Raw genomic sequence first — 24,063 nt, forward strand, 5'->3', positions numbered from 1 at the left:
TAAATAGCCATCCCAAATCGGGTGGCTATTTTTTTAGTTTACAAACTGTAAGTTAAGGTGAGCATCAGCAAACCTTTAAAAGGTCGTGTGCATCTGCACATTTAATTGTGAGTCTTAATAAAATTCAAGGGACAACAATGCAACAAAGCGTGATGAAAGCATGGTGGGATTCTTCTCACATGGCTGGTGGCAACGCTGCTTATGTAGAAGAACTATACGAAGCATATCTTGAAGACGCGAAAAGCGTATCTGACGAATGGCGTGCTATTTTCGACAAATTACCTAAGGTCGAAGGAGCTGAACTTGAGACTAAGCACAGTGAAATTCGTGACCAATTTCGAGCACTAGCTGCACTGGGTCCTGTTGCTCGAGCAGGGACTGTTTCTACTGGTACATCTCATGCCAGCGACGAGAAACAAGTCAAAGTTTTACAGCTTATTAATGCATACCGTTTTCGCGGTCACCAGCACGCAAATCTTGATCCATTAGAGCTTTGGAAACAACCCAGGGTTCGCGATCTGGAATTGTCGCATCACTCGTTATCAGAAAAAGATTTCGACACTGTATATAATGTCGGCTCTTACGCCATAGGCCAAGACAGTATGAAATTAGGTGATTTATTCAAATCACTTAACCGTACTTATTGTGGTTCTATTGGTACTGAGTACATGCACATTACCGATACAGAACAAAAGCGCTGGTTACAAGATAGAATTGAATCTGTACAAGCTAAACCCGAAATTTCTCGAGATGAGAAGGTCGCCATTCTTAAAGGTCTAATTTCTGCTGATGGCATGGAGAAATACCTAGGGGCTAAATTCCCAGGGGCTAAACGTTTCTCTCTTGAAGGCGGTGACGCATTGGTGCCTATGCTCAAAGGCTTGATTAGTCATGCTGGCGAATGTGGCACGAAAGAAGTGGTTGTCGGTATGGCTCACCGAGGACGTATTAACGTTCTTGTTAACGTACTAGGCAAAAACCCGTCGGTTTTATTTGATGAATTCTCTGGTAAGCACGACAACACTTTAGGTGCTGGCGATGTTAAATACCATGCTGGCTACTCGTCAGATTACGCTACCCCAGGCGGCAACGTGCATTTAGCACTTGCTTTCAACCCGTCTCACCTAGAAATTGTTAATCCAGTGGTTATCGGCTCGGTGCGCGCGCGTTTAGATCGCAGAAACTGTGAAGATGGCTCTGTGGTATTACCGATTACTATTCATGGTGATTCCGCTATTGCTGGTCAGGGTGTAGTGCAAGAGACCTTTAACATGTCTCAAACACGTGGTTTCAAAGTGGGCGGTACGGTTCGCATCGTTATCAACAACCAAGTTGGTTTCACCACATCCAATACGGAAGATACGCGTTCAACTCAATACTGTACTGATATTGCTAAAATGGTACAGGCGCCTATCTTCCACGTAAATTCAGATGATCCTGAAGCCGTTATGTTTGTGACTAAACTAGCCCTTGATTATCGTAATAAATTTAAACGCGACGTGGTAATTGATTTAGTCTGTTACCGCCGTCACGGACACAACGAAGCCGATGAGCCGAGTGCGACTCAGCCGTTGATGTACAAGAAGATTAAAAAGCATGCTGTTCCTCGTCAGCTTTATGCAGAGCAATTGCTAGCCGAAGGCTCTATTGAATCTCATGAAATAGACAAGCTAGTATCTGATTATCGCGCGGCACTTGATCACGGTGCTTGTGTGGTAGAAGAGTGGCGCCCAATGACTGAGCATTCAGTGGATTGGACTCCGTATCTTGGCCACGACTGGACTGCACCTTATGAGGGGCAAATCAGTGTAGAGAAGCTTAAAGATCTCGGCGATAAGTTATGTACTTATCCAGAAGATCACAAGTTACAATCTCGCGTAGCCAAGCTATATCAAGACCGTCGCGCTATGGTTGCTGGTGAAAAATTACTTGACTGGGGAATGGCCGAAAATCTAGCTTACGCCTCTATCGTTGACCGTGGCTCAAACATCCGTATGACAGGTCAAGATTCTGGTCGTGGTACCTTCTTCCACCGTCATGCTGTATTACATGGTCAAGGTGATGGCGAAGCGTATATGCCACTTGCGCATTTACACCCTGAACAGGGGACCATGGAAATATACGATTCTGTTTTATCAGAAGCGGCCGTGCTGGCCTTTGAATTCGGATATGCCACAGCAGAACCAGGTACACTGACCATTTGGGAAGCTCAATTTGGTGATTTCGCCAACGGTGCTCAGGTGGTTATTGACCAATTCCTAAGTTCAGGTGAAGCCAAATGGGGCCGACTATGCGGTCTTACTATGCTGCTTCCTCATGGTTACGAAGGTCAAGGCCCAGAGCATAGCTCGGCACGTTTAGAGCGTTTCTTACAAATGTGTGCTGACCATAACTGGCAGGTGTGCGTACCATCAACGCCAGCTCAGGTTTTCAACATGTTGCGTCGTCAGGCTATTCGCCCAATGCGTAAGCCACTAATTGTTATGTCACCTAAATCATTGTTACGTCATCCATTGGCCGTTTCTTCTCTTGAGGAATTGTCGACTGGCGTATTCCAAAACGTGATTGATGAAATTGACGAAATGGATGCCTCGAAGGTGAAGCGCGTCGTGATGTGTTCAGGCAAAGTATATTATGACTTACTTGATCAGCGCCGTAAGAGTGAGCAGAATGATGTTGCTATTATTCGTATTGAGCAACTCTATCCGTTCCCGCACGCTGAAATTGAGCCTATCGTTAATAAGTTCAAACACGTTACTGATTGGGTTTGGTGTCAAGAAGAGCCACAAAACCAAGGTGCTTGGTATTGTAGTCAACACCATTTTTGGTCAGCTATTCCTAACGGCGCAAAATTAAGCTATGCCGGTCGTAACGCATCTGCGTCGCCAGCGGTAGGGTATATTTCTGTTCACAACCAGCAGCAAAAAGAGTTGGTTGATGATGCATTAACTATTAAATAAGGATCCAGTATGTCAATAGATATTAAAGTACCGGTATTGCCAGAATCTGTGGCCGATGCATCAATTGCCACTTGGCATGTGAAGGTAGGTGAACAGGTTACTCGCGATCAAAACTTGGTCGATATCGAAACCGATAAAGTGGTACTTGAAGTGGTTGCTCCTGCAGATGGCGTATTAAGCGACATCCTAGATGAAGAAGGTGCAACAGTACTAGGCGAGCAGATCATCGCAAAATTTGAAGAAGGGGCTGGCGCATCTCAAGCAAAAGAGCAAAGTGCACCAGCAGCAGAGAAAACATCCAGTAATAAAGGTGAGTCAGTGGAGATTAAAGTACCTGTTCTGCCCGAATCAGTGGCAGATGCAACCGTAGCAACATGGCATGTTCAACCAGGCGAATCGGTCTCTCGTGACCAAAACTTGGTTGATATTGAAACCGATAAAGTGGTTTTAGAAGTGGTTGCTCCAGCCGATGGCACCTTGAGTGACATTCTCGCTCAAGAAGGCGAAACGGTAATGGGTGAGCAAGTGATTGCTAATTTTGCTGCAGGCGCTGCGCCCGCTAAAGCTGAAGCTCCTGCCGCTAGTAGTGATACAGGCGGTTCAGACAATGACGCCCTAAGCCCTTCAGTACGCCGTTTATTGGCCGAAAAAGGCATTGATGCTGCGAGCATCAAAGGTACGGGTAAAGGCGGTCGTGTGACCAAAGAAGACGTTGAGAAATCATTGTCTGCTCCTGCCAAAACTGCAGCACCAGCAAAAGCTGACGCACCGGCGACGCCTTCACTAGGCGGTGAGCGTTCTGAAAAACGTGTACCTATGACACGTCTTCGTAAGACAATCGCGAGTCGTTTGCTTGAAGCGAAAAACTCTACGGCTATGTTGACAACGTTCAACGAAGTTAATATGAAGCCTATCATGGAATTACGTAAGCAATATCAAGAGTCGTTCGAGAAACGTCACGGTATTCGTTTAGGTTTCATGTCTTTCTACGTTAAAGCAGTAACAGAAGCGCTCAAACGCTTCCCAGAAGTGAATGCGTCTCTTGACGGTGATGATATTTGTTACCATAACTACTTCGATGTATCGATTGCAGTGTCTACTCCTCGCGGTTTGGTTACACCTGTATTGCGCGATTGCGATACACTGGGTATGGCTGGTATCGAAGGTGGCATCAAAGCACTTGCACTTAAAGGGCGTGACGGTAAATTGTCAATGGCTGATATGCAAGGTGGTAACTTCACTATCACTAACGGTGGTGTGTTTGGATCATTGCTTTCAACCCCTATTATTAACCCACCACAGAGCGCTATCTTGGGAATGCATAAAATCCAAGATCGTCCTATGGCGGTGAATGGCAAAGTAGAAATTTTGCCTATGATGTATTTAGCACTTTCTTATGATCATAGAATCATCGACGGTAAAGAGTCTGTTGGTTTCTTAGTTACGATCAAGGAAATGTTAGAAGATCCAACGCGTCTGCTACTGGATGTTTAATAGGATCTAAGCGAGTAAATCATTGATTTACTCGTTTCTTGCCGTTGTTGTTTCTATAATATCGGCTAACAAAATCAAGCTGCCAAGCGCGGCTTTTTTCTTAAACAAAACGGATAGAAAACCATGAATTTGCATGAATATCAGGGTAAACAATTATTCGCTGAATACGGTTTACCTGTATCTGAAGGATATGCTGCGGAAACTCCGCAGGCGGCAGTTGAAGCTGCAGATCGTATTGGCGGTACTGAATGGGTTGTGAAATGTCAGGTTCACGCTGGTGGTCGCGGTAAAGCAGGTGGCGTTAAGCTTGTTAAAAACAAAGATGAAATCAAGGCATTTGCTCAAAAATGGCTTGGTCAAAATTTGGTGACTTATCAGACAGATGAAGCTGGGCAACCAGTAAGCAAAATCTTGGTTGAAAGCTGTACAGATATTGCTCAAGAATTGTACCTAGGTGCAGTTGTTGACCGTGCTTCTCGTCGCGTAGTTTTCATGGCATCTACCGAAGGTGGTGTTGAAATTGAGACCGTTGCTGAAGAAACACCTGAAAAAATTCTTAAGGCTGAGATCGATCCTCTAGTAGGCGCTCAACCTTACCAAGCTCGCGAAATCGCGTTTAAACTTGGTCTTAAAGGCGTTCAAATCAAACAGTTTACTCAAATCTTCATGGGTTTGGCTAAATTGTTCGAAGAAAAAGACATTGCACTAATCGAAGTAAACCCGCTTGTTATTAAAGACGACGGTAACCTTCATTGTCTTGACGCGAAAGTAGCGATGGACAGCAACGCTGCATATCGTCAGCCTAAGCTTCAAGAAATGCACGATCCTTCACAGGAAGATGCACGTGAAGCACAAGCGGCTAAGTGGGAACTTAACTACGTAGCACTTGATGGCAACATCGGTTGTATGGTTAATGGTGCAGGCCTAGCAATGGGCACTATGGACATCGTTAACTTGCACGGTGGCTCACCAGCTAACTTCCTAGATGTTGGCGGCGGTGCAACCAAAGAGCGTGTTGCTGAAGCATTCAAAATCATCCTTTCTGATTCAAATGTTGCAGCCGTTTTGGTTAACATTTTCGGTGGTATCGTGCGTTGTGACATGATCGCTGAAGGTATTATCGGTGCAGTTAAAGAAGTGGGTGTAACCATTCCTGTTGTTGTACGTTTAGAAGGTACAAACGCAGAGCTTGGCCGTGATGTATTGGCTAACTCAGGTTTAGATATCATCGCCGCTTCTAGCTTAACGGATGCTGCGAAACAAGTTGTTAAAGCTGCCGGAGGTGCTGCATGAGCGTACTAATCGACAAAAACACCAAGGTAATCTGTCAAGGTTTCACTGGTGGACAAGGTACTTTCCACTCAGAACAAGCTATCGAATACGGTACGCAAATGGTCGGTGGTGTTACGCCTGGTAAAGGCGGCACAACTCATCTTGGTTTGCCTGTTTTCAATACGGTACGTGAAGCGGTTCAAGAAACAGGCGCTACTGCGACTGTTATCTATGTACCAGCGCCTTTCTGTAAAGACTCTATCGTCGAAGCTGCAGATGCAGGTATCGAATTGATCGTTTGTATCACTGAAGGTATCCCTACGCTAGATATGCTTTACGTTAAAGAATACGTAAATCGTAAAGGCGTGCGTATGATCGGTCCTAACTGCCCAGGTGTTATCACCCCAGGCGAATGTAAGATTGGCATCATGCCTGGTCACATTCACAAGCCAGGTAAAGTCGGTATCGTTTCTCGCTCTGGTACGTTGACGTATGAAGCTGTTAAGCAAACAACAGATGAAGGTTTCGGCCAGTCTACGTGTGTTGGTATCGGTGGCGACCCTATCCCAGGCTCTAACTTCATTGACATCCTACAGATGTTCCAAGACGATCCTAAGACTGAAGCAATCGTAATGATTGGTGAAATCGGCGGAACGGCTGAAGAAGAAGCAGCTGCATTCATCAAAGCTAACATCACTAAACCTGTTGTTTCTTACATTGCTGGTGTAACTGCTCCTGCTGGTAAGCGCATGGGTCATGCTGGTGCGATTATCTCTGGTGGTAAAGGTACTGCTGACGACAAATTTAAAGCACTTGAAGATGCAGGCGTTAAGACTGTTCGCTCACTTGCTGACATTGGTCAAGGTCTTCGCGAAATTACCGGTTGGTAAGCTTGCTTAGTATTATTAAAAACCCGCTTTTGTAGCGGGTTTTTTTATGACTAAAACTCGCTAGAATAGGATACTCAACAGCAGCAGACTTACGCCAATAATAATGTGTAAAAAGGAATTATCAATCGAGTGATGAACAAAACCATCAGACCGTTTCTTCTGCTAATGACTTCACTTTATGCTAACCCAGCACTTTGTGCAGCCATCAGCAGTGGTTGTTACAATGAATGCCGAGAACTTTTCAGAGATATCTCTTTCAATAGCCCCCTTGTAGGGCAGGGCTATCTTATTGCTCCTATCATTTGCTTCGTACTATTCGCTGGTAAGGAGACTTCGGTCAAAAATACCGAGTCCGAAAATCTAAATAAGCATATAGGTAGACTCTTTGTCCCTGTGTTTAGCAATATGAATATAGCCCATAACGCGAGGTATATAGTGTTGTTTTGAAAGGAAGAACATCGCGAGGCGCCGCACATACTTAGACAGATACGTGCATGCAGCGCTTTTGAAAGCGTTAGCGGTCTATTTAGGCTCTGGGCTGAATGTTAATATTACTGCGAAACAAGTTTAGTTTATCAACACGACTTTTAATTTCTTCTAATTTTGGCCTGTTAGCACCATAAGGACCAATTGAGCGCTCTTCGTCATATTCGGGCACAAAATTAACGTATACGCTGCCCGTTGAGAACGTCTCAAGTTGATTAAACAGTTCTCTAACCCAGGCTTTACCTGCGTCGTCCCCACCAGCGGTTTGCCAACGCCCATGAATATTTACCGTGTACGCTGTTGAGCGATGGGGAAAGGCCATAGCATCAGGCGCCACTCGAGATGCAGCGCCGCCTAGCTGAGCCATAAAAATTTCACATTCATCTGATGGTAACTGTTCGGCTGCGTTGACTAACGTATCGATAAGCTCGTCAGTCATTTCGGTAAAGTCGCTAGATTTCCAATAATTTCGCGCACCTGGTGCAAGCAGTGGATCGAATGCTGCTTGCCATGCAGTATAAGGGACTGGGCCAACCGCATCTGCTAAAGGCTTTGCAACATTGCGAAGTGGGGCGAGTGCCTCTTCACCTTTTGCTATATCTCCCACGTATATCATCGGCAGAATAATGACGGGCTCACCGTGATGTTCGGGGGCTAGAAAGGGAAAGGGCGGTGCTTTGCGCATGACAGGCCAGCAACTTGCTTCATCCGGCATTGATTTGGCGATGTCGCGATATGTGCGTAGAATTGATTTCGCTTCGGTAAGAGGAAATACAACCGGGCCGCCAAATACCATCGGTCCAACAGGATGCAATTTCAATTCAAATTGTGTAACTACCCCAAAATTACCGCTGCCGCCACGTATAGCCCAAAATAGTTCGCTGTTTTCCTGCTCTGATACATGCAGAAAATCGCCCTGAGCATCAACTAGATCAACGCTAATAATATTATCAACGGTATGCCCAAAAGCACGGCTTAACCAACCATATCCGCCACCCAACGCCAGACCTGCAATCCCCGTTGTTGAATTAATACCAGTCGGGACTGCCAGACCGAAGCGTTGAGTCTCGTGATCAATATCTCCCAAGCAAACGCCGCTTTGCACTCTTGCTATGCGCGCCGTAGGATCAACGGAGATGCCTTTCATACAGCTCATGTCTATCGTTAGGCCGCCATCACATAACGCGCTGCCCGCAATATTGTGGCCACCGCCTTTCAATGAGATTAACAGTTCATTCTTTCGAGCGAATTGTATTGTTGTTACCACATCTGCGGTTCCACTGCAGCGGACGATGAGGGCGGGGCAGATGTCTATCATGCCGTTCCATAGTGCACGAGCCTCTGCGTAACTGGCAGTGTGAGGTAGTAACACCTCACCGCGAATAGAGGAAGTGTACTGTTCAAACTGTTGTGTATTTATATCCTTTTTTTGGCCATCAAGGCCCATAATACGAATGTTCATATCGTCACTCCTTTGGTTGATTTCTAACCAAGGGTAGGCGTTAGCAAAAATGCAGTCTAGTGAACATTTTGCACTAGGGGGTACAAGTTGTTTACTGGCTAGGGTGCTAAATACACGTTTAGGGCGTATGCTAAATTGACCTTTCACTGAGGAATACCACTGTGAATACAACCCCCTATGGGCAGTATTGCCCACTAGCAATGTCTGCAGCTTTTCTATGCAATAAATGGACATTATTGATCTTTAGAGAGTTACTGTTTGGTTCAACAAACTTTAATGACATAAGCCGAGGAGTGCCGCGAATGTCGCGCACATTGCTATCGAACCGCTTGAAAGAGCTGGTCAATATTGGCTTGATAACGCGCCAAGAAAAGCAGGCAACAGGACAAGTTGATTATGTGTTGACTGAATCAGGTAAAGCCCTTGAGTCAGTGGTTTTCTCAATGGCTAGCTGGGGGCAGGAGTGGTTAGAAACCGAGCCATCATTGGATAATATTGATGGAAGTTTCTTGATGTGGGACATTCGACGTAATGTGAGAATACATGAGGATTTGCCTAACCTTTTTATTGCCCATTTTTTGCTGACTGACATGCCTGAGAATAAAAGCGAGTATTGGTTGATATTCGAAAATGGGCAAGTGGATTTATGTTACGTGGACAGAGGGTTTAATGTAGATGTAAACATTGAAGTGGCTGCGCGCGAACTTACCAAAATTTGGATGGGCTGGGAGGATTTTTCCGCTGCAGTCAAAGACCACACATTGAAATTCAGAGGACCTAAAAAATACACCGAAATTGCCGAGTATTGGCTAGGTTGTAGCACGCTTGCGCATATCAAAAAACGCGAAGGGCACTTACTCGTGTCTGAGTAAGTGCAGGGTCCTATCTTACTCGCTAGAACTTAGATTATGAGTAACATTGCTATCACTAGGTGATACCCGCCATATTATATTGCCTACATCATCTGCCACTAATAAATTGCCGCTCTTATCAAACTCAACCCCGACGGGGCGGCCACGGGCTTCATCTTCTTGGTTTAAAAATCCTGTCAGAATATCAATAGGTTTCCCCGCAGGTTGTTGATTTTTAAAAGGTACAAAAATGACTTTATAACCAGCTTTAGGTTCACGGTTCCAAGAGCCATGCTGGCCGATGAACATGCCTTCGCTTACATCGTTTAGTGCATGCCCACCTCGAGAGTACATTAACCCTAGCGATGCGGTGTGAGCGCCTAATGCATAATCGGGTTTAATGGCGCGCGCTACTAACTCAGGCTCTCGCTGCTCTACTCGGGTATCAATAGTTTGCCCGTAGTAACTATAGGGCCAACCGTAAAACCCGTTTTCTTGAACTGACGTCATATAATCAGGTACTAAATCGTTGCCCAACTCATCTCGCTCATTAACTGCTGTCCATAACGTATCCTCGACCCAAGTCATGCCTACGGGGTTGCGTAATCCAGAAGCGAAAACACGATGCTCACCTGTTGCAATGTCGATCTCCCAAATTGCGGCCCGGCCAATTTCGGCTTCAAATCCATTTTCTGCAATATTACTGTTGGAGCCAATCGAGGCATAAAGTTTAGTGCCGTCCTTATTGGCGATAAGGTTTTTGGTCCAATGATGATTGAGTTCCCCCCCAGGCAGTTTTATTAACTCTGTACCTGCGGCTGTGATCTCAGTTTGGCCTTGCTGATAAGGAAAACTCACCACGGCATCCGTATTGGCAACATACAAGGTATTGCCGATGAGTGTCATGCCAAAGGGAGAGTGAAGGTTTTGCAAGAATCGGGTTTTCGTTTCCGCCACACCGTCCTTATCAGCGTCTCTTAATAAAGTGATACGATCTGCACTTGGAGTGCCCGCACCAGCCTCTGCCATAATTTTGCCGGCAATCCAGTCCTTAATTCCGCTATCGTCTTGGTCTTTCTGCGGCTTGTTACTCTCAGCCACCAAAACATCACCGTTTGGCAAAGTGTAAAGCCATCTTGGATGATCTAAATCCATTGCGAAGCGATTCACTTGGATTGAATCCAAAGGGGTCGTAGGTTTCTCGCCCTCAGGCCAGCCTACAGCACTGGCAATGCTCACATTAGGGATAAGTGTGCTGTTAGGTTCAACCAAAGTGGGCTCTTCGCCAAAGGTCACAGCAGGGTCTATTTTAGAGCTTTCGCTGCAACCGCTTAAGCCAATGAGTGAAACGATCAGCACTGTGCTCCCAATGGCAGGTATAAAGTGTTTAAAGTTAGATAAAGAGGGGCCAAAAAAAGTACGTAGAGGGTACATGAAATCTCCTGAAGTTCACTAAACTAGATGAATCTAGCGCCGTATAGTTGATGATATAGAATGGACACGATAGTACACATGAAGCAATTTTTTTGCCGCTTATTGTTAACGAAAAAATTCATCGCAAACGTTTATGTTTTGGCGTCATTACGCCTGTATACGTTAATAGCGTGAATCTGCCTAACGAATTAAGTTAAGTAAAATTTGCATTTTGTATAGCCGTTTTACGCGCTGGAATGCTAAGGGGAAATTACCCTACTGGACGTTGAGGCGCAGGTTAATCAGTGGTGAAAGAATAGGCGTAGCTTAGTTCAATTTGGCATCATCTCGGTACATGCTGTACTTTTGCACAAGTTCTTCAAATGCCTCAGATTCTTGTACTTCGAGTAACGCTTGGTTGAATCTATCTCTAAGCTGCTGGTTTGAGAAACCCACTCTGTAACGATTTGGCGCAAAAAGGTTATGCACAGTCACCGGGGTCAGTTGATGACTGGGCTCTAGCAGGGCCTGCAGGTGAGTAAAAATGTTTACGTCCATGATCACCACCGACACATTGCCATTTAACAGCATCGCGACTTGCTTCTGCTGGTCCGGCAGTTCAACGTAAAGAGGAGCTTTGTGGGCGGCAAGTGTAAACTCTTCGCCGAGATTCTTAGAAGCGGTTTGATAAGCTGACATGACATACTGATGTAAATCTTTCGGCTGTTTTAACTTAATATCTCTGGCCTGTAGTGTCACCGCCACATTTTGGTATTCGATGTAGACATCACTTAAAGAGACACCGGTTACATCCGCTTTTTCACTGACTGTAAGCACAGCCTGAACGTTCTGGTTTTTTAACATGCTGAGGCTACGTCCATAGGGGACATAAATTGGTTTAAAGATATAACCCATCTTAGTAAAAACGTGGCGAGCGAGATCAAGCTCAAACCCACTGTTATCCGCCGAGTTAACATAGGGTGGTTTTGACCAGCCCACGGCTACCTCGATAATGTTCGTTTTCGGTCCAGCCAACGCATTAACAGACAAAAGGAAGAAAACAAGCGTCATCCACCTTGTGTTTATTGTTAGCGCGCCTCGAAAATTCATTATCTACCTTTCGCGTTAATAAAGCCGATTTGTGGTGGGTTGTCTAAATCATATTGGTTGAACCTATTTTTAGAGCAATTTCACACAAAGTCATCTATTAATCCTGAAAACAGGGCAAAGTTAGCCTAATTTACTAGGCTTTCGCCATATTTTGACTCTCTGCTAACAATTTCATACTGTGCAAACGAGCGTTTTGATCATGTATGGGAAAGGAAAAAATCACCTCATCTACCCTAGTGTTCTCAATGAATCGTGCTAATTGGGAATGTGCAGTCTCGGCAGAGCCAACAATGGCATACTGTAATGTGTGAGCAATCATTGACAGTTCCGCCGGGCTGCACACGGCAGTGATGTCATCAACTGGACTTGCGAATGGCTTGTTGGCCCCTCGGCGCAAATTAGCGAATTGTTGTTGTAATGAGGTATATAAGTATTGTGCTTCCTCATCTGTGTCAGCAATAACAGCCATCACACCTGCCATCGTGTAAGGCTGATCTAATTGCACTGACGGTTTGAACTGGCCGCGATATATATTCAATGCATCAAATAAAGCATCTGGTGCGAAATGGGACGCAAATGAATAAGGCAAACCAAATTGTGCTGCTAATTGGGCACTGTATAAACTCGAACCAAGTAACCACAGTGGCACGTGACTGTCACAACCTGGAATAGCGAGGATCGCTTGCTCAGCACTTGGTGTTCCTAAATAAGCTTGCAGGGCGCGAATATCATTAGGGTAGTCTTCCACACTAGCTTGCATATTACGTCTTAACGCTCTTGCTGTTGCCATGTCCGTGCCAGGGGCACGTCCCAAGCCTAAGTCAACCCTGTCAGGGAAAAGTGCAGCCAAGGTACCAAATTGTTCGGCAATGATAAGCGGGGAATGGTTAGGTAACATGACGCCACCGGATCCTATCCGAATCTTGCGGGTGGCAGCGCCAATGTGACCAAGCACCACCGAAGTAGCTGAACTGCCGACACCGCGCATACCATGATGCTCTGCTAACCAAACTCGGTTGTAACCCAATTGCTCTGCTTGCATCGCCATCTGACGACTGTTTTCGAGTGTCTGAGAAATGTTTTGCCCTTGCACAATGGGGGCTAAATCTAAAATTGAAAACGCAGTGGTACCTGTCATATTACTTGTCCTAAAGGCCGGCTAATCAGTGACAGGTGGGGATGTTATTAAACGAAAACAAGCGCCAGTTGTGAATTGTCACTATTTGATTTATCTATGCTTATCTATTCAGCGCCCACGACTAAATACGAAGAACAATCTTGCAAAGGCTGGATCACGCTTTGGTGCTCACCTTTAAACACAACCCCATTGTGAGGTCCTTGTAGCGTCAACGTGTCACCTTGTCGAACTAATGCCGTGCCTTCTTTAATACCCAACACCGGCATCGATGGGTTTAAAACACAAAACTCGGCTATTCGCTGGGCGCGTGTTTCACCGTTGTGGTCAGGCGGTTGATAATCGCTGTAATGAGGGTTAAGTTGAAAAGGTACTAAATTAAGTGCCTCAAACGAAGGGGGGTAGACTATTGGCATGTCATTGGTCGTGCGAATTGAATTCCCACAAATATTTGAGCCCGCGCTCCAGCCAACATAGGGCATACCGTTTTTCGCTCGTTCACGAATAGGGTTTATGAGGCCTTTTACATAAAGCTGGTTTAATAAATGAAATGTGTTGCCGCCTCCCACCATAACAGCATCGGCCTGAGCTATGGCAGTCACGGGGTCATCAAAAGACTCGATGCCAACAATATTGAGCTTTGGCAAAGCGGCTTGTACTTTTTGGGTGTAGTTCGGCCAATCAATGGTGACGCCAGCGTAGGGAATAAACACGATACGCTCACACCGAGCTAAATGCCGAGCAATCATTTGACTGGCATGGGTTAAATATTCTTCATCACCTGCACGTGAGCTGCTTAACATTAATAAATTCAAAAGTGTTCCTAGGTATGCGCGTTGAACCAAAATGATATCAATTCAACCAACAAATTTCAGGCAATAAAAAACCGGCTACTTGATGAAATACAACTATTTCTCAGGTGCCGGTTTTATTTAAGTTTCTAAATTAAAAACGTTTTTTCACCGTAATCCCATAAGTGGCAGGCTCAGCCATATAGGCGTTTAACTTACCCTCTTGCAATGGTGTGTTGAAGTTGGTGCGGTTAATGTACTCTTCATCCAATATATTACGGCCCCACAAAATCACGTCCATATCGTATTCAGTGAAGTTCATGAACAAACGTAAGTTCAATATATTGTAGGAATCTTGGACCGCGTACGGATCGTTACTGCCATCTAGTATCACATCACCGGTGTAACTGTATTCACCTTGAATATAGGCATAAATGCTATCACTCAATTCAAAGTCTTTCTTGACACTTAACACCGCGTAGTTTTCAGGCTCGCCTCCAGGGCGGTCTCCCGAGCGGTCACAAAATCCATCAGTTGGATTAACACGACCTGGGTCGTCAATACCTGTATGCCATGAATAAGCCGTCCAGCAGTTGCCAGCTTCGAAGGTTTTATATTCAGCATTTACTAACGCATAACCGAAGTTCACTTCCACGGTGTCCATGGGGATCCACGTTGCTTCTAACTCCATGCCTGATATTTCATAGTCACCGGCGTTTTGTAAGTTGAAACCATTTCCTGTAAAGGTGTTCGCTTGAAAGTCATCAACCGTGGTGTAATGGGCAGCGGCATTTACCCGCAAATTTTGCTCGCGGAAATCTTTCTTGATCCCCACTTCAAAGGACTGAGACGTTTCGGCGTCAAAGATTGGGTTAAAGCTGGCCGCGATCCGATCGGTATTAGTACCGCCTGATTTATAGCCGTTACCGTATGAGGCATACAATAACGTGTCGGCGTTAGGTTGGTAGCTCAGTTTCAACGTACCACTGATTTGGTCGTCACTTAAACTTTCTTCAATATTGCTGCGCGGGCGAGTGGTATCTCCTAACAGTGGAAATGCCCAACCTGCTTCACTGAAACCTTGGAATGTGCCCAATGTGGCTTGGCCTTCTGCCGTGGTCAAATCAATTGCCCCCGCGGCAATACCGCCGGCAACGGTTAACGCCGATACTAAATCCACAGGAGTGTTGTCAGCCAAACCATTGATGCCTGGCCCGACTTCAGTGAAAACGGTGAGTAAGTCTTTTTTCTCTTTGGTGAAACGTAATCCTGCGGTTAGGGTGAATTCGTCAGTGAGTTTGTAATCAAATTGCCCAAAAATGGCATAGCTTTTATGTTCCTGCTCGGCCATGTGATCAAAGCCTGTACCAGCAGGAGCTGCAGCCGCTCTTGGGGCAATTAACCCTGCGGAGGCAAGGCCATCAATACCACCTAATAACGCGTCAAACGTGCCAGGAGCACCGGTTAACCCATCAACTGTTTGGCCCAACACGCTCAGCGCGAAGCCTTCGAATATGTTGTCAGTGTAAAGGCTATAGTTTAGGTCTAAGTCTTGAGTAAAATAATAAGCGCCTAAAATAAAGTTCAAATCTTCGCTGGTATAATCTAGGCGAAATTCCTGAGAAAAAGAGCTTTGCTCAGAGTCGTTCAAAGTACCAAATAAATCTGCGTCCGTGAAATCACTGTCAATATTGTCGTAGGAGTCAAACGCGCGTATCGCCGAAATTGATACAAAAGTGTAATTTTCGTCTAATTCCCAATCGAGTTCAGCAGAAAGCCCGCGGTCTTTCATGGTCGCTACAGGTAAAAATGAAACGGCTACTTCTCTATCAAAAAAGGCCTCTCCACCTTCAAAGCGTGTTCCGCCTAATTGGTCTATCGCTGCATCGGTGCCAAACTTTCCTGGAATTTCATTTGCTTGAAAGTTGCTTAGCTGCACTGGGGCGCCACAGCAAATTTCGTCTATTTCTGCATAGTCAGCAATCACGCGAAGAGACACATCTTCGCTTGGGGTATACAGTGCTTGTAAGCGACCACCAAAACGGTTTCTGTCATTGAGTACATCTTCACCAAAATTTACATCATCTATGGTACCGTCACGATCACTTGAAAAACCTGTCACGCGAAAGGCTAAAACGTCTTCTATCGCGGATAGAGACACAGCACCCGACAAATTCACTAGTCCGTAATTACCCACAGTGGCTTCAACAAATCCATCACCGCCGCCGTGGTTAGGGGCTACTGTGGATAACAAAATCGCACCGGAAGGAGTGTTTTTACCAAATAATGTACCTTGAGGGCCTCGCAATACTTCTACAGCAGCGACATCAACTAAGTTGTTGATCATGGAATTTTGACGAGCGCGATAAACTCCATCAACGTATAAGCCAACCGAGGATTCCAAACCGAAGTTTTGCGAAGAGGTGCCAACACCACGAATGGAGAAACTAGAATTTGTCGCACTTTGGCTTTGAAAGGCCCCTAGACCGGGTACGTTTGTTTGCAAGTCATACATATCTTTGATAACCGCCTCTGCCATTGCTTCGCCGTTGAAAGCGGTAACAGAAACGGGGACTTCTTGCAGATTTTGCGCGCGTTTTTGCGCAGTGACGGTAATGGTCTCGAGACCTTTGTCGTCTGGAGCGACGTCTTGGGCGATAGAGAGCCCTGCGTTTAGCGCAAGTGCTAAACCAATAAATGAGGCGGCGGGGGTACGTTTTAAGCGATTAGGTAAAATGGGCATTTTATACTTCTCTCAATGTGTTAGCTCTGAGCCCTCACGGCTTATTATTCGAATTTTTGCTGTGAGGAGCGACGATATCCAACACATTGCCTGGGCAGCAACTAGTCAGATGAGCATAAGAGTGCAAGTTTTTAACACTAAAGTAAATAATACGTTAGTAAAATGTTAAAGGCGGATCTAAACCCCTCATATCAACCAGTTGGATTGTACGCCGCACCGTTGCTGCGATAGGGATTCAGCATAAAGTAAATCAATACAAAACCATTAAAAGAATCAATTAAACTAATAATAGCTTTGTCTCTACTATCATTTCAGTTTCATATTGAGGTGGTTAAATGTCAGAGTTTTATATCGTGCGACACGGTCAGGCGTCTTTTGGTGCTGCCAATTACGACAAACTTAGCGAGTTAGGTCATCAGCAGTCAGTTTGGTTAGGTGAGTATTTCGCCCAACGGAATATGACGTTCGGTCAGCTTTGGTTAGGTGAGATGGTCCGTCATCAAGAAACGGCGGCCGGTATCTGTAAGGGTTTACGCACCGAAATTGAGACTTCGACACATACGGGGTTAAATGAGTTCGATTTTCAAAATATCGCAGCCGCTTATTTAGCCCAGCACCCAAATGATGCGGTGCAAAAAGGCGCTCCTCCAGCAGAGTTTTATCGGTTGCTGAAAAAAGCCATGGGCGCTTGGTCTGCTGAGCAGCTCGATCCTAGTATGCTCAATGAAACTTGGGTGCAATTTCGCCAACGTGTATTTGATGTACTCGATGTATTAGGGCAAAAAAGTCACGATAAACCTGTCCTACTGGTGAGCTCGGGTGGGGCTATCTCTATGCTAATGAGTATTGTTCTTGAGCTTGAGGCGAAGCATGTTATCGAGCTGAACATGCAAGTGCGCAACGCCAGTTACAGTCATTTCTTTTTTAATCGCGACACCGTGCGGTTAAGCAGCTTCAATAATGTACCTCACCTTGATATACCCGAGCGTGTTGGTGCCGTCACGTTTAGTTAAATGGAATAAAATACTATGAATTTCGATTACTCAGAAAAAACACAAGATCTTATCGCCCGTTTAGAAGCCTTTATGGACGAGCACATTTACCCTAACGAAAAGCAATATCTTGCAGATGTTCAGGCTGCTTCTGCTAATCCAGAAACTCGCTGGAAAACCTTGCCTTTGATTGAAGAGTTAAAGGAAAAAGCCAAAGCAGCAGGCTTGTGGAATCTATTTTTACCCGAAGAGTATTTGCCCTATGGTGCCGGTTTAAACAACCTTGAGTACGCTCCTTTATGTGAAATCATGGGGCGAGTCATGTTCAGTTCAGAGGTATTCAACTGCAGCGCGCCTGATACAGGCAATATGGAAGTGCTTGCCCGTTATGGCTCACAAGAAGATAAAAAACGCTGGTTAGAGCCTCTTCTTGAAGGCAAAGTGCGCTCTGGTTTTGCGATGACCGAGCCTGCAGTAGCTTCGTCTGATGCCACCAATATTGAAACATCCATTGTGCGTGACGGTGATGAGTACGTCATCAATGGACGTAAATGGTATACCAGTGGTGCCATGAATGAAGACTGTAAAATTTTAGTGGTAATGGGTAAAACGGACCCCAATGCCGCCCGTCATGAACAGCAGTCACAAGTATTGGTGCCTATCGATACGAAAGGTGTAACCGTTTTACGCCCGTTGAGCGCAATGGGATTCTATGATGAGCCGGTAGGTCACGCTGAAGTATTGTTTGAAGACGTACGCGTGCCTGCTTCCAGTTTATTGATGGGGGAAGGTAGAGGGTTTGAAATCGCGCAAGGTCGTTTGGGGCCAGGCCGAATTCATCATTGCATGCGCTTGATTGGGTGTGCACAGCGTGCGCTTGATTTGGCCTGCGAGCGAGTAGAGTCGAGGGTTGCCTTTGGTCAGCCATTGAGCAAGCAACAATCGGTACGTGAAAGCATTGCTAAAATGCATTGCGAGATTGAACAAGCGAGGTTGCTAACGCTAAAAGCGGCTGACAAGATGGATCGTTATGGCAACAAGGTCGCACGAGATATCATCGCGGCGATTAAAATAGTCGCCCCTTCTATGGCGTGTAATGTGATTGATCAGTCAATACAGATGCACGGTGCAGCGGGTACCAGCCAAGACTTTATCTTGTCAGCTAGCTACGCGTACGCGCGCACAATTCGCTTAGCTGATGGCCCAGATCAAGTGCACATGATGCAGCTGGGACGCAATTTAATTAAAGATCACAACGCATAATTGGAGTGTGACCCATGAGTAAGCAAAGCGCTGTAGAGCAATTAGATGAAGCAAAATTAGCCACCTATTTAGCGCAACATATTGCCGGTTTTAGTGGCCCTGTAAAGGCCACTAAATTTGCAGGTGGGCAGTCAAACCCTACTTTTAAATTGCAAACTGCTAACGCAACCTATGTGTTACGTCGCCAACCGCCGGGTAAGTTGTTGAAGTCGGCCCATGCGGTTGACCGTGAATATCGTGTTATTAAAGCATTGGAAAACACTGATGTCCCAGTGGCCAAGGTTTATCATCTTTGTGAAGACGTTGATGTTATTGGCAGTATGTTTTATGTCATGGAGTTTATGGACGGCAACGTCTATTGGGACAGTTCGTTACCTGAAATGGCCGATAAACAAACCCGCAGCACCATGTACCAGAATATGGTCACGGTCATGGCGACCATGCACAGTGTCAATGTGGATGACGTCGGCCTTGGGGACTATGGAAAGCCGGGTAATTACTTTGAGCGCCAAATAAGTCGCTGGACCAAGCAATACCGTTTATCTGAAACCCACGAAATTCCTGAAATGGATCAACTCATAAGCTGGTTAGAAACCAACATTCCAGCTGATGATGGCAAAGTCTCGTTAGTACACGGTGATTATCGTATGGACAATTTGATGTTCGCCAAAGATTCAACAGACATTATTGCTGTGCTGGATTGGGAGTTATCGACTTTGGGTCATCCCTATGCCGATTTAGCTTACCAGTGTATGCAATTACGCCTACCAGATAACGTAGGTAAAGCGACCGGGCTGGGTGATGTCGACAGAGCCGCACTGGGTATTCCAAGTGAAGAGGAATACGTTGCACAATACTGCAAACTGGTAGGTATTGATGGGATAGAGAACTGGAATTTTTATTTGGCATTCAGCTTTTTCAGACTAGGGGCTATCGCCCAAGGCGTGGCTAAGCGAGCGGTTGACGGCAATGCGTCGAATAAACAAGCGCTGCAAGTAGGCAAGCTTGTGCAACCTTTAGCGCAATACGCCTTAAAAATTCTTAAGTAAATAACAGCTACATACGCCGCCGATTAAGCGGCGTTTTAACAGATAACGGAGTCAAACATGAAAGCCATCGTATGTAATGCTTTTGGTCCAGTAGAGGACTTGGAATACAAAGACGTACCCGACCCAAAAGCGGGTAAAGGCCAAGTCGTCGTCGACATTAAAGCCTGCGGAGTTAACTTCCCTGATGGGTTGATCGTACAAGGGCTATATCAAATGAAGCCTGAAGTACCGTTTATACCGGGTAACGAAGTAGCAGGCGTGATCAGCGAAATCGGTGAAGGCGTTCCACACCTTAAAGTTGGCCAACGCGTCATCGCTTTGTGTATGTTAGGCGGTTACGCCCAGAAAGTTGCCTGTGCTGCGACACATGTCATGCCGCTGCCAGACGAAATCTCCTTTGATGAAGCGGCAGGTCTAGTAACAGCCCACGCTACAGCTCATCATGGCCTTAAGCAGCGAGCTAATATTCAGCCGGGTGAAACCTTGCTAGTCACAGGTGCTGCTGGTGGCACTGGGCTTGCTGCCGTGCAAATTGGTAAACAAATGGGCGCAAAAGTCATAGCAGTGTGCTCGACTCAAGAAAAGCTCGACATGGCCAAAGCCAATGGTGCTGACATTCTCATCAATTACAGTGAAGTTGACTTAAAGAGTGCAATCAAAGACGTCACTAATGGCAAAGGCGTCGATGTGGTATACGAATGTGTTGGCGGTGATACATTCCACGCCTGCTCACGCTCTATGGCCTGGAACGGTCGATTACTGGTTGTTGGTTTTGCAGGTGGTACTATTCCTGAATTTCCAGTGAATTTATCATTGGTGAAAGGTTATTCCGTTGTTGGCGTGTTTTGGGGTTCGTTTACTCAGCATCAACCTCAAGACTTCGCACAAAATATGAAAGAGTTATTAACCTGGTATGTGCAAGGCAAAGTGAAAGTGGTGGTAGATGAAGCATTACCTTTAGCACAAGCCAAAGATGCATTGAATAAAGTAATGGGCCGAGAAGTAAAAGGCAAAATGTCACTTAACCCTTAGTTTTCTGACTCTTGTCTTGACTCTCGTCTCGACTCTTGTCCTAGCTCTTGCTCTGACTGGATTCTGAAAACACTTGTTAAACAAAAAAACGGGCCTCAAATGAGGCCCGTTTCGTTTTTGATGCGTGTTGAACAACAAAATTAATCATTGTCTTTTTACTTGCGTCAGTTCCAACACGTTGAGTAAATTGGTCGCCAACACGCTAAACAGTATCGCGTTATACAATAACTAGATGCGGTCGTTTAGAACAGCAACAATAGGTGAGGCGGTTAGGCCATTTTCTGATGCCCAGGCCACAACCGTTTTGCCGTCTTTTTCAGGAGAGCTTAAATCACTTTTAGGCATTTTTTTAACCATTAGGGTGCCAGTTTCAACCGCATCATTTAGCATCGCGGTGCGGATAAGGCTATTGCCTCCACAGCTAATGCCAGAATAGTAATCTTGTAACTTAAGGCGATAATCAGACTGCACGCGTTTCATTTTCTTGCGTAACTCGCCTTTATCATCGGCTTTTACGATAGTGCATATATTTTGTAATGCTTCGGCTACGTCCGCTTGTGCAGGGGCAGCGAAGATAATAGAGGTAGCAGCGATAGCGATAGAAGTTTTAACAATTTTCAACATGGTCAATTCCTCGGTTCCATTTAATGGGTTTTAAAGATTGTTTGTTTCGTTGAGGTTATTAAACGCCATATAGCGTGATTAAAAAATCTACCAGGTGATACTAAGGTATAAGGCTCTATACCTCAGGCTAATACAAAACCCGTGCTAGGCGTTTAAAGGGTAGTCACACTTTGTTGCAGTTATAAGCTTGTCCCGAGCACGTGCAGCTGTTTTAATTTATATCAAGAAAAAAGCGTTATTTAGTGTGATAGCTAACTAGTTCAACTCAAAGAAACGAAACAAGGAGATGGTCATGAACGTGATGTACAGGGTGTTACTATCTATTGCCGTCATTCTTGCTGCGTTACTGTGTTATTCCGCAGGGAGTATGACAGGAGTGGTGGCTTTTTTCGTGTTAGGCATTGTGCTAGAAGGGGTATTTTGGCTCGGCATTGGCAAAATTTTCAGACGAAAAGCGAGCTAATCAACGCCGTTTAGCTTTGCTTCCCGCTTGATGTCGAGCTGACGTGATTAGGATGACCTGCCATATTATTCGTTAGGGCATGGATTGGTTGCTGGCAGGGTCACAGGTTAGGGTTATAAATCAGGGTACTCGTCAACAGCCACTAACATATCTGTGATCAAGCGCCGTTCATCTTCAGTCAATTCTGGTCGCCATATATCAAATAGCAACACCACACGCTCGTCGTTGCTATGATTCCATGCTTCGTGCTCTATGCTGTCATCAAAAATAAGGGCCTTACCTTCCTCCCATTCTCGGGTTTGGTTTCCAACCCGTAAACCACCACAATCTTTCGGTACAATAATGGGCAAATGACATATCAACCGAGTGTTCAATAACCCATGGTGGGGTGGTATTTTAACACCTGCTTTTAGTTTGGAAAACAGCGCCACCGGGGTTTGCCCCGCGATGTAAGGTAAGGGAGCAGAATTAAGCGCTTGCGTAGTTATTGGGCACTGGCGAGTGATTGATTCGTCTAACTTACCATAATGCCATAAGTAGGCCGCTGACCAGTTTAAACTATCGACAATATCAAGATGTTTAACAAAATTTGGCTCATTGCTGCCGCTATCTAGATAGGGGGAAAACAGCTCTTTTCCTCCTAACATTACTTCTAACTCTGCTTTTATTTCGGGTGTTTTTGCTTCTAACTCACCGAGCCAAGGGAACTCATCACGTTCAAAGAATGCTCTTTGAGGTAAACCTGGAAAGTAAAACCGTGTGGGTTGTTGCAGGAATATTTCTTTTTTACCAAAACTAATATCTAGCGCCTCATCGAAGCGACGACTTGTTTTACCCCGTTGATACCCCTTTTTTTGTAGCGCTTTGAGCAAGTAATCAGAATATTGATTATCATGCTTTTCACGAAGTGCTAAACCTCGTTGCAAACCGCGAACAATTTCATCGGGTAAGTTTTGCTGACCTTCTGTTAACTGCAGCGCTCCCTCATAGAATGCTAGGGCGCTTCGCTCTTGCTGGTTATACGCCAGTTGGTCTGCCTTGAAAATTAATGCCTTGACGTTTTTCGGCTCTTTTTCCAACACGTTTTCGATCGCTGAAATAGACGCGACAAAATCTTCCAACTGAGAGCACGCAAAGGCCAACCCAAACCACGCATGAGTGAGATTTGGTGCTTGGTTGCATAAGTGCTGAAAGCTATGTCTAGCTTGTTGTAATTGACCTTGTTGTAAAAGTGCGATGGCAGACTGCAGTTGCAGCGCATTAGAAGATGTGTCGCTCATGAGGTGTTCCTTATTATTATCGTGTTAAGCTACTTTCTTAGCGGCTAAAAAACAAGTTCCTGTTTTTGTTTTTAGCACCTTCTACTGCCTCTGAGTGCTTCAAATTTGCCCATGAAGTATCCACTAATTAATTAACTGGAAAATAAAAAGATGGCTTACGAAGACATTATTGAATTTTGGTTTGATGAACTTACGCCATCCCAGTGGTGGCAAAAAAGTGCTGCTTTTGATGCCGAACTAAAGGAACGATTTTTGGACGTGCATCAGCAAGCGATACAATGCGAGCTGAATCATTGGCGTAGCACAGCGCTAGGGCGCTTGGCGGAAATCATCGTGATAGATCAGTTCTCGCGAAATATTTACCGCGATACGCCTCGGGCATTTATGTATGACCCGCTAGCACTTGCATTAGCACAAGAAGCACTAGCCGTGAAAGCGGATGATGAACTGGGTGAGTCTCAGCGTAATTTTATGTACATGCCGTTTATGCACAGTGAATCCTTAACGATTCACCAGCAAGCACAGCCTTTGTTTGAAAACAAAGCAAGTCAACATACCTATGATTTTGAATTAAAGCACATGGCGATTATTCAGCGATTTGGTCGTTATCCCCATAGGAACGATATTTTGCAGCGCAATTCGACCGAAGAAGAGCGCAAGTTCTTAACCCAAGCCAATTCACGTTTTTGAACAATTGATACTTATAAAACCGTGAGCGGCTGCATTACTAACAGAAATAAAAAAGCAGGCACG

Annotated in this window: 19 protein-coding genes; 11 read left to right on the forward strand and 8 right to left on the reverse strand. The window is 45.2% G+C overall.

Translation table 11 applies throughout. The features are described from left to right. Positions 1 to 137: 137 nt before the first annotated feature. The 4 genes from sucA to sucD all read left to right on the forward strand — a co-directional run bounded on the left by sucA (position 138) and on the right by sucD (position 6,616). Positions 138 to 2,960, forward strand: coding sequence for a 2-oxoglutarate dehydrogenase E1 component (gene sucA, locus AC0L6N_RS07005; RefSeq protein WP_473480081.1), 2,823 nt, complete (start codon positions 138 to 140; stop codon positions 2,958 to 2,960). Positions 2,961 to 2,969: 9 nt separating this feature from the next. Beyond that, entirely contained in the window at positions 2,970 to 4,454 is a 1,485-nt protein-coding gene (odhB, locus tag AC0L6N_RS07010) for a 2-oxoglutarate dehydrogenase complex dihydrolipoyllysine-residue succinyltransferase (RefSeq protein WP_473480082.1), read from the forward strand. Between the two features lie 123 nt (positions 4,455 to 4,577). Continuing rightward, positions 4,578 to 5,747, forward strand: coding sequence for an ADP-forming succinate--CoA ligase subunit beta (gene sucC, locus AC0L6N_RS07015; RefSeq protein WP_011574621.1), 1,170 nt, complete (start codon positions 4,578 to 4,580; stop codon positions 5,745 to 5,747). Continuing rightward, positions 5,744 to 6,616: a succinate--CoA ligase subunit alpha gene (gene sucD, locus AC0L6N_RS07020; protein WP_011574622.1), complete on the forward strand. Its 873-nt coding sequence runs from the start codon at positions 5,744 to 5,746 to the stop codon at positions 6,614 to 6,616. Before sucC ends, sucD begins: the two co-directional genes overlap by 4 nt. A 526-nt stretch (positions 6,617 to 7,142) precedes the next feature. Here sucD and AC0L6N_RS07025 read toward each other — a convergent pair. Further along, positions 7,143 to 8,564, reverse strand: a complete 1,422-nt coding sequence (locus AC0L6N_RS07025) for an FAD-binding oxidoreductase (protein ID WP_473480084.1) — start codon at positions 8,562 to 8,564, stop codon at positions 7,143 to 7,145. Positions 8,565 to 8,725: 161 nt separating this feature from the next. On the opposite strand from AC0L6N_RS07025, the gene AC0L6N_RS07030 reads away from it, so the two are divergent. After that, positions 8,726 to 9,436, forward strand: coding sequence for a winged helix-turn-helix transcriptional regulator (locus tag AC0L6N_RS07030; protein ID WP_011574625.1), 711 nt, complete (start codon positions 8,726 to 8,728; stop codon positions 9,434 to 9,436). A gap of 15 nt (positions 9,437 to 9,451) precedes the next feature. Here the strand turns inward: AC0L6N_RS07030 and AC0L6N_RS07035 are convergent, their stop codons facing one another. The 5 genes from AC0L6N_RS07035 to AC0L6N_RS07055 form a co-directional block, all read right to left on the reverse strand. Continuing rightward, positions 9,452 to 10,849, reverse strand: a complete 1,398-nt coding sequence (locus AC0L6N_RS07035; RefSeq protein ID WP_473480086.1) for a PQQ-dependent sugar dehydrogenase — start codon at positions 10,847 to 10,849, stop codon at positions 9,452 to 9,454. A 306-nt stretch (positions 10,850 to 11,155) separates the two neighbouring features. Beyond that, positions 11,156 to 11,938, reverse strand: coding sequence for a substrate-binding periplasmic protein (locus AC0L6N_RS07040; protein ID WP_473480088.1), 783 nt, complete (start codon positions 11,936 to 11,938; stop codon positions 11,156 to 11,158). Positions 11,939 to 12,071: 133 nt separating this feature from the next. Beyond that, positions 12,072 to 13,076, reverse strand: coding sequence for an LLM class flavin-dependent oxidoreductase (locus AC0L6N_RS07045; RefSeq protein ID WP_473480090.1), 1,005 nt, complete (start codon positions 13,074 to 13,076; stop codon positions 12,072 to 12,074). 104 nt (positions 13,077 to 13,180) lie between these two features. After that, on the reverse strand, positions 13,181 to 13,888 hold the full coding sequence (pepE, locus tag AC0L6N_RS07050) for a dipeptidase PepE (protein ID WP_473480092.1): 708 nt from the start codon (positions 13,886 to 13,888) through the stop codon (positions 13,181 to 13,183). Positions 13,889 to 14,018: 130 nt separating this feature from the next. Next, positions 14,019 to 16,607: a TonB-dependent receptor gene (locus AC0L6N_RS07055; protein ID WP_473480094.1), complete on the reverse strand. Its 2,589-nt coding sequence runs from the start codon at positions 16,605 to 16,607 to the stop codon at positions 14,019 to 14,021. 335 nt (positions 16,608 to 16,942) lie between these two features. Between AC0L6N_RS07055 and AC0L6N_RS07060 the strand changes: the two genes are divergently transcribed. The 4 genes from AC0L6N_RS07060 to AC0L6N_RS07075 are packed head-to-tail and all read left to right on the forward strand — an operon-like array spanning position 16,943 to position 20,943. After that, complete coding sequence (locus AC0L6N_RS07060) at positions 16,943 to 17,620, forward strand: histidine phosphatase family protein (protein ID WP_011574631.1); 678 nt, start codon at positions 16,943 to 16,945, stop codon at positions 17,618 to 17,620. Between the two features lie 15 nt (positions 17,621 to 17,635). Beyond that, positions 17,636 to 18,862, forward strand: coding sequence for an acyl-CoA dehydrogenase family protein (locus AC0L6N_RS07065; protein WP_473480095.1), 1,227 nt, complete (start codon positions 17,636 to 17,638; stop codon positions 18,860 to 18,862). 14 nt (positions 18,863 to 18,876) lie between these two features. Continuing rightward, entirely contained in the window at positions 18,877 to 19,911 is a 1,035-nt protein-coding gene (locus tag AC0L6N_RS07070) for a phosphotransferase family protein (protein ID WP_473480096.1), read from the forward strand. A gap of 57 nt (positions 19,912 to 19,968) precedes the next feature. Further along, a complete protein-coding gene (locus tag AC0L6N_RS07075; RefSeq protein ID WP_473480098.1) occupies positions 19,969 to 20,943 on the forward strand; it encodes an NADPH:quinone oxidoreductase family protein in 975 nt (324 codons plus the stop codon). A 228-nt stretch (positions 20,944 to 21,171) separates the two neighbouring features. On the opposite strand, the gene AC0L6N_RS07080 is transcribed toward AC0L6N_RS07075, so the two are convergent. Continuing rightward, on the reverse strand, positions 21,172 to 21,567 hold the full coding sequence (locus AC0L6N_RS07080) for a DUF3718 domain-containing protein (protein WP_011574635.1): 396 nt from the start codon (positions 21,565 to 21,567) through the stop codon (positions 21,172 to 21,174). 292 nt (positions 21,568 to 21,859) lie between these two features. Between AC0L6N_RS07080 and AC0L6N_RS07085 the strand changes: the two genes are divergently transcribed. Next, positions 21,860 to 22,030, forward strand: coding sequence for a hypothetical protein (locus AC0L6N_RS07085; protein WP_473480100.1), 171 nt, complete (start codon positions 21,860 to 21,862; stop codon positions 22,028 to 22,030). Positions 22,031 to 22,143: 113 nt separating this feature from the next. Here the strand turns inward: AC0L6N_RS07085 and AC0L6N_RS07090 are convergent, their stop codons facing one another. Continuing rightward, positions 22,144 to 23,310, reverse strand: a complete 1,167-nt coding sequence (locus AC0L6N_RS07090; RefSeq protein ID WP_473480101.1) for an aspartyl/asparaginyl beta-hydroxylase domain-containing protein — start codon at positions 23,308 to 23,310, stop codon at positions 22,144 to 22,146. Between the two features lie 150 nt (positions 23,311 to 23,460). Here AC0L6N_RS07090 and AC0L6N_RS07095 point away from each other — a divergent pair, with 150 nt between their 5' ends. Beyond that, entirely contained in the window at positions 23,461 to 24,000 is a 540-nt protein-coding gene (locus tag AC0L6N_RS07095; RefSeq protein WP_473480103.1) for a DUF924 family protein, read from the forward strand. The last annotated feature ends 63 nt before the right edge of the window (positions 24,001 to 24,063 follow it).

The organism is Paraglaciecola sp. G1-13 (assembly GCF_055809255.1).